Raw genomic sequence first — 7,223 nt, 5'->3', positions numbered from 1 at the left:
AGTCAAATACCTTGCCTCCCCCACCGTAGCCCTCGACGTGAGCATCCACTAACATCGCTTGAGCCGACGGGTAAGACAGGGCGAAGTCTAACAAATCGAAACCGGGGGCCATCCGGGCGGCCCGAACATAAGGGCGCCCCACCGCTTCGCACTGGGCTGGCGTCTCGTCACCATGGAACTGAATCAAGGCATGAGGGACAGCCCGCAAGACCTGCGCATGCAACTCGGCAGAGGCGTTGACCAGCAGCACCACTGGCGTGACGTAGGGCGGCAGGCGGCGAGCCAGTTCACCGGCTCGGGCCGCTGTCACATAGCGAGGGCTTTTTTCGTAGACCACAAAGCCGATGGCATCGGCGCCGGCTGCGACGGCCGCATCCACATCGGCTTCACGGGTCAGTCCGCAAATCTTGATGCGGGTGCGGTGTTCGGGGGGCAGAGACATCCAGGCAGGAGGGCTGGCACGCAGCCCATCGGTGTCGATGCCGGGATTGTCTCAAAAATACGGATTAACGCCCAGCCTCCTGTTCAGGCGCCCCGCCCTGCAGCGCCGCTGGCACGGATTTGACGCCAAAGTGCTGAATGGACGCGCTCAGGTAGGCAACCAGTCCTGGCCAGGGATCTGCTCTGGCAAGCCGAAAGCAGGGTCGTAGCGCGGCCCGAAGAAGTAAAGCCCATCTGGCGAAAAGGTGGGCGCCGCCACCTTGCGGTCGCGGGCATGCAGCACCTCCAGCACCCAGGAGGCGGGCTGAACACCCGTGCCGACCATGATCAGGCAGCCCATGATGTTGCGGATCATGTGATGCAAAAAAGCCTTGCCTTCGAAGTCGAAGCGCCAGTAGGCCGTTGGCGCGTGAGGCGGCCCGCAACGGCGGATGCGGATCTCGCGCAATTCCTTGACCGGCGTAGGCGACTGGCACATGGACGATCGGAAGGAACTGAAATCGTGCTCACCGATGAGGTGCTGCGCCGCCTCCAGCATGGCATCCAGATCAAGGGGCCGAAACACCCACCCTGCCCTGCCTGTTTCCAGCGCTGGGCGCACAGCAGCCTCTAGCAGGACGTAGGTATAGCGACGCCCCAGCGCGCTGTTGCGGGCATGGAAATGCGCCGGCACCTCGGCCGCCCACTGCACGGCGATGTCCTTGGGCAGGTAGGCGTTGGTGCCACGCACCCAGGAAAACGGCGCCCGATCGATATCGGTATCGAGGTGCACCACCTGGTTGATGCCATGCACACCCGCATCGGTACGCCCCGCGCACATAACTTTGATGCGCTTGGTGGCGAATTCGCTGAGTGCGGCTTCCAGAGCGTCCTGCACGGTACCGCCGCCGGGCTGGCTTTGCCAGCCTTTGTAGGCACAGCCCAGGTAAGAAACGCCAAGGGCGACCCGGCGGGTCGCCCCTGTCAAATCGGAGCCGTTCTGGTCAGCCGGGGCGAAGGCGGCGGGCGCCGTCAACCCCGGAGAGTCATCTTGCATGGATCATCAGCCCAGACTATCGAGCATGCCTTGCGCACGTGCCTTCAGGCCTTCGTCCTGCGAGTTCTCCAGCACTTCCTGCAGGAGTTCGCGGGCACCATCAACGTCACCGATCTGGCGGAATTCTTCAGCCAGTTCGAACTTGCGGTTCATCGGGTCAGACGACAGCGAAGAGGCAGGAGACGCCGTAGCAGTCAGCCAGTCATCTTCGGGCGCAGCTTCCGCAGCAGGTGCTGGCGCATCCAGATCCAGGCTGATGCTGCTCAGGTCAAACGAGGCAGGCGCGGGAGCCGGAGCTTGCGTCTGCACCTCACCCAGATCGAAATCCAGACCACCATCAGCAGCAGGCGCAGCGGGAGCACCAGTATCGATCATCGGCAAATCCATCGGACCTGTGTCAGCCGCAGCAGACTTGGGCTCGATCACCGTGGTCTCAACTTCTGGCAACTCCAGAGGAGGCAGATCACCCGCCTCGGTGGTTGGAGGAGAAACCGAATCAGTCACTTCGTCCAGCGGCGCTGGCGCAGAAATATCCAGATCCAGATCGACCAGTTCTGCCGGCATTTCTGCCGCTGGCGCAGGTTCGACTGCAGCCACTGGCGCAGGGGCCGGAGCAGGCTCCAGCATGCTGGGCGCCGGCATCACGGAATGAGGAATGGTGCTGGCACCCAGCATGTCATTCGGCGTCTCGATGCTCAGCGGTGCAGCGGAAGGCTGGCCACCAGGCTGGTACAGCGGGTTCTCTGGATCGATACCCAGGCCCATTTCCTGAGCCTTGGCCCAGTCTTCACCTTCGCCACCAGTCAGGTTGTACAACTGGGCAGCCAGTTGTTCATAGCCCTTGGTATCACGGCGCTTGGCATAGACCTCCAGCAGCTTGGTGCGCACGGCCAGGCGATCTGGTGTGCTGCGCAGCGCTTCCTTGAGGATTTCCTCGGCTTGCAGGTCACGGCCGTAGGCCAGGTACACGTCGGCCTCGGCCACGGGATCCACGTCACCGATGGCGTCCAGTTGGCTGAGCGAGTAGCTCATGGACGAAGGGCCGCCGGTCGCATCGCGAGTGTCCACGCGCTGACCACCGGATGCACCGAAGAACGAGTCAGGTTGCAGACGGCTTTCCAGGAAAGACGTCTCACCCGTATCGCCACGGCGACGCGAACGGAAGTACATCGCGGCACCTGCCAGCAGGGCCACAGCTGCACCACCGGCTGCCAGCAGCATCGGGTTGAGCGACTCCAGGAAGCCAGGCGCCTCAGGTTCCTGCACTGGAGGCGGAACCGGGACTGGCAGGCTGGGGCGAGCCGACGACGCTGCGGCCTCGGCAGCAGATGCCTGCTCCATCGCCGCAGTGGCAGCACTGGATGCAGCCTCGGACGCGGCGCTGGCAACAGCTTCTGCCACCGTAGCGGAAGCAGGTGCAGACGCAGCCTCAAGCACTGCAGGCTTGGAGGGCACAGGGGCTGGCGCGGGGGCCGGAGCGGGAACTGGCGCTGGAGCCGGTGCTGGAGGCACCACCACAGCTGGCTTGCTCGGCGCCACAGGAGCCGGAGCCGGTTTGCTCGGCACAACCGGCGTTGGCGGCACAGCCTTGGCAGGCGCCGAAGCCACAGCCGTCTTTTCCTTCAGCTTGCGCAGGTCATCCAGGTTCTTGGACAACTCGGCCACTCGTGCGGCCTCTTCCTGCTTGGCGCGGCTCTTGGCCAGACGATCTTCAGCAGCTGGCTTGGCAGAGTTGGACATGCCCCCCTTGCTCAGGGTCAGCTTGTCAGGCGCAGGCGCCTCGGATTGCTTCTTGTCCTGGACTTCAGCCTCAACCTTGCCCTTGGCCTGACGCTGCGGTTGCTCTGGCGCCGTCGCCGTCACAGCGCCTGCCAGATGCTGACGATAAGCAGAGAAATCGGAGCTTTGCGCCACGATGATCTGATGAGCCTCCTCATTGGAGACGCTCTTGGCTTGCTCTGCCGTTGGGACGTTCAACACCACGCCCGACTTCAGTCGGTTCATGTTGTTGCCCAGGAACGCTTGCGGATTGTTGCGATACAAGCCCACCAGCATCTGATCCAGCGACACGCCTTGCTGAGCCGTGCGGCCAGCGATGCGTGACAGCGAATCACCCGGCTTCACACGCACGGTGCTGGAGGAAGAGCCCGAGGAAGCCGATGTGCTTGACTCAGCTGGTGCGACCTTGCTTGGTGCAGCGGCTTCCGCCTCAGCCGGCGCACTGGCCGGTGCCTCGGACGCAGCAGGCGCAACCTTCTTGCCCTTGCGGACCTTCAACGGCTCGCTGGCCGAGGTGGATGCGGCAGAACGGGTAGCGGCGGGTTTCACCGCAGGCTCGACAGCCACAGCAGGTGCGGGAGCAGGTGCCGCCGCGACCACTGGCGCTGGTGCAGGTGCGGGAGCAGCAACAGGCGCAGGCGCATCGATCACCGGCGAGGTGGTCTGTGTGCTGGCACGCGTACTGGGAGGATCAAACAGCAAAGTGTATTCGCGCACCAGACGGCCGGAAGACCAGGACAGATCCAGGATCACATCCACGAAGGGCTCTTGAACCGAGCGATCGCTGGTGATGCGCAGATAGGGGCGACCATCGGCACGACGCTGCAACACAATCCGTGTCGCCGTCAGCACCTGGTTGTAATCAACGCCTGCAGCACGGTAGGTTTCCGGCGTGGCCACACGCACTTGCAGCGAGCTACCCTCATCCTGAGTCAGGCTGGTGACATCGATTTCCGCCCGCAGGGACTCACCCAACGACGACTGCACATTCAATTTACCCAGGCCCAATGCCCAGGCAGAAACAGGCATCAGGGATGCCGTAGCGGCCAACGCAGAAAAGGCTGCGGCGGTCGCCACCTTATTCAGGGCAAATTTACTTTGGGTTTGAGAACCCACGGACAACAAATGATCTTTCAAGGCGTCTCCCAAGTCGTCATGAGGTCGGTTCGTCGACCAGCGGCGCGCCCGGATCGCAAAGCGACCCACGGACGTGCCAGCACCTGCAGACGGTACGCAGCAGAAAACACAATAGCATCAAGCAGATACGGTGACAAGCTCATGCAATTACTGATCTAACGCCCCTAGCGTTGAATTCAGGCCAGAAATAATGATCCCGACTTGAAACTAGGGGGGTAGATTGTCGCCCTGGGGCAACAAGCCGCGGCACCGATTTTGTGACCAGACGTTGCTGGCGCTTGTCGAATATGCGCCAGCAAGGTCGGTCAATTCAAATCAAGCGTCCAGCAAAATGCGCAGCATGCGGCGCAGCGGTTCAGCCGCACCCCACAACAGCTGGTCGCCAATCGTGAAAGCGCCGACATATTCCGGGCCCATCGCCAGCTTGCGAACGCGACCCACGGGGATGGTCAGCGTGCCCGTCACGGCCACAGGCGTCAGGTCCTTGATCGTGGCTTCGCGGGTGTTGGGCACGACCTTGGCCCAAGGATTGTCAGCGGCGATCATGGCTTCGATCTCCTGCACGGACACATCCTTCTTGAGCTTGAAGGTCAAGGCCTGGCTGTGGCAGCGCATGGCGCCAACACGCACACAGAAACCATCGACCGGCACAGCCGTCGTGCCGAAACCTTCGCCCTGCCCCAGGATCTTGTTGGTCTCGGCCATGCCCTTCCACTCTTCCTTGGACTGGCCATTGCCCAGGTCCTTGTCGATCCAGGGGATCAAGGAACCACCCAGGGGCACGCCGAAGTTGGCGGTTTCTGCAGCGGTCAGCGCACGTTGCTTGGCGATGATCTTGCGGTCGATTTCCAGGATGGCGCTCTTGGGGTCATCCAGCAGCGAACGCACTTCGGCGTTCAGGGTGCCAAACTGGGTCAGCAGTTCGCGCATGTGCTGGGCACCGCCACCAGATGCGGCCTGGTAGGTCTGGGTGGACATCCACTCGACCAGGCCAGCCTTGTACAGCGCACCCACGCCGATCAGCATGCAGCTGACCGTGCAGTTGCCGCCGATCCAGTTCTTGCCGCCATTGGCCAGCGAGTTCTTGATCACAGGCATGTTGACCGGGTCCAGCACGATCACGGCGTCGTCGGCCATGCGCAGCGTGGAGGCCGCATCGATCCAGTGGCCATTCCAGCCAGCAGCGCGCAGCTTGGGATAGACCTCGGTGGTGTAGTCACCGCCTTGGGCCGTCAGGATGATGTCGCAGCGCTTGAGGTCTTCAATGCTGAAGGCATCCTTGAGCGTCTTTTCGTTCTTGGCCATCGACGGAGCGGCGCCGCCCGCGTTCGAGGTCGAGAAGAACATCGGCTCGATGAGGTCGAAGTCGCCCTCGGCCTGCATGCGGTCCATCAAGACGGAGCCGACCATGCCGCGCCAGCCCACCAAACCAACCAGAGTCGTAGCCATTTTTCTATCCTTTAGATCAATCTCATTGCGGGGCACCGGGTGAGCGCCTGCCGCCTATGTCTTCCTCGGCTCGAGGCGATGCGCGCACCGCGCTTTCTGCCTCCGTTGCCCAGCCTCTGTCAGCCTTGCGATTTCAGGGCAGCCACCACGGCCTCGCCCATCTCAACCGTGCCGACTTTCTTCGTGCCTTCGCTATAAATGTCAGGCGTGCGCAGGCCTTGCTCCAGCACGGACTGCACAGCACGTTCGATGCGGCTGGCGGCCTCTTCCTGGTTCAAGCTGAAACGCAGCATCATGGCAGCGCTCAGGATGGTGGCCAGCGGATTGGCCACGCCCTTGCCGGCGATGTCAGGGGCCGAGCCGTGGCTGGGCTCGTACAGGCCCTGGCCCTTGGCGTTCAACGAGGCAGACGGCAGCATGCCGATGGAGCCGGTCAACATGGCCGCAGCGTCGGACAGGATGTCGCCAAACATATTGCCCGTGAACAGCACGTCGAACTTCTTGGGCGCCTTGACCAGTTGCATCGCGGCGTTGTCCACGTACATGTGGTCCAGCTCGATGTCAGGATATTGGGCGTGCACTTCGGTGACGACATCCTTCCAGAACTGAAAGGTTTCCAGCACATTGGCCTTGTCGACACTGGTCACGCGCTTGCCGCGCTTGCGGGCAGCCTGGAAGGCCACGTGGGCAATGCGCTCGATCTCAGGGCGCGAGTAGCGCATGGTGTCGAAGGCTTCCGGTGCACCTTTGAACTCGCCATCGGGCGATTCGCGGCGGCCGCGCGGCTGGCCGAAGTAGATGTCGCCCGTCAGCTCGCGGATGATGAGGATGTCCAGGCCCGCAACCAGTTCAGGCTTGAGGCTGGAAGCGTGCGTCAGCTGCGGGTAGCAGATGGCCGGACGGAAGTTGGCGAACAAGCCCATGTTCTTGCGCAGACCCAGAATGGCCTGCTCAGGACGCAGAGGGCGATCCAGCTTGTCGTACTTCCAGTCACCCACCGAGCCGAACAGCACGGCATCGGATTCCATGGCCAGCTTCAGCGTGTGCTCGGGCAGCGGGTGGCCGTGGGCGTCAAACGCGGCGCCACCAACTTTGGCCTCATCCATCTCGAACGCCAGATCCAGGGTGCGCAGCACCTTGACGGCTTCCGTGACGATTTCGGGACCAATGCCGTCACCCGGCAGAACAGCAATCTTCATGACCATGATGGGAATCTCGACAGACTAGTTATTGTTTAGACGATGCGGTGGTTCAGCCAGGGCTTTTGCGCCAGGCGCTCTGCCTCGTAAGCCTTGATCTTGTCAGCGTGCTGCAATGTCAGGCCAATGTCGTCAAAGCCATTGAGCAGACAGTACTTGCGGAACGCTTGCACCTCGAACGG

At 62.4% G+C, this 7,223-nt stretch carries 5 protein-coding genes and 1 pseudogene; all 6 read right to left on the bottom strand.

Going from position 1 to position 7,223, the window contains the following annotated elements; translation table 11 throughout:
- On the bottom strand, positions 1–442 hold a 442-nt coding region (locus tag EPO09_RS21295), incomplete at its 3' end, for an N-(5'-phosphoribosyl)anthranilate isomerase (protein WP_290646461.1).
- Positions 443–589: 147 nt separating this feature from the next.
- Positions 590–1,477, bottom strand: coding sequence for a tRNA pseudouridine(38-40) synthase TruA (truA, locus tag EPO09_RS21290; RefSeq protein ID WP_290646459.1), 888 nt, complete (start codon positions 1,475–1,477; stop codon positions 590–592).
- A 6-nt stretch (positions 1,478–1,483) separates the two neighbouring features.
- Positions 1,484–4,393, bottom strand: a complete 2,910-nt coding sequence (locus EPO09_RS21285) for a FimV/HubP family polar landmark protein (protein ID WP_290646457.1) — start codon at positions 4,391–4,393, stop codon at positions 1,484–1,486.
- A gap of 315 nt (positions 4,394–4,708) precedes the next feature.
- A complete protein-coding gene (gene asd / locus EPO09_RS21280; protein ID WP_290646455.1) occupies positions 4,709–5,842 on the bottom strand; it encodes an aspartate-semialdehyde dehydrogenase in 1,134 nt (377 codons plus the stop codon).
- Positions 5,843–5,961: 119 nt separating this feature from the next.
- Positions 5,962–7,041: a 3-isopropylmalate dehydrogenase gene (leuB, locus tag EPO09_RS21275; RefSeq protein ID WP_290646463.1), complete on the bottom strand. Its 1,080-nt coding sequence runs from the start codon at positions 7,039–7,041 to the stop codon at positions 5,962–5,964.
- Between the two features lie 35 nt (positions 7,042–7,076).
- Positions 7,077–7,223, bottom strand: a pseudogene (locus EPO09_RS21270) (3-isopropylmalate dehydratase small subunit); the annotation flags it as partial.

Source organism: Aquabacterium sp. (genome assembly GCF_004297345.1).
GTDB lineage: Bacteria > Pseudomonadota > Gammaproteobacteria > Burkholderiales > Burkholderiaceae_C > Aquabacterium.
This window is presented reverse-complemented; position numbering and strand designations above follow the sequence as displayed.

Coding starts and splice junctions, on each gene's coding strand:
- truA (WP_290646459.1), bottom strand. CDS start 1,477: ATGCAAGATGACTCTCCGGGGTTGACGGCGCCCGCCGCCTTCGCCCCG.
- asd (WP_290646455.1), bottom strand. CDS start 5,842: ATGGCTACGACTCTGGTTGGTTTGGTGGGCTGGCGCGGCATGGTCGGC.
- leuB (WP_290646463.1), bottom strand. CDS start 7,041: ATGAAGATTGCTGTTCTGCCGGGTGACGGCATTGGTCCCGAAATCGTC.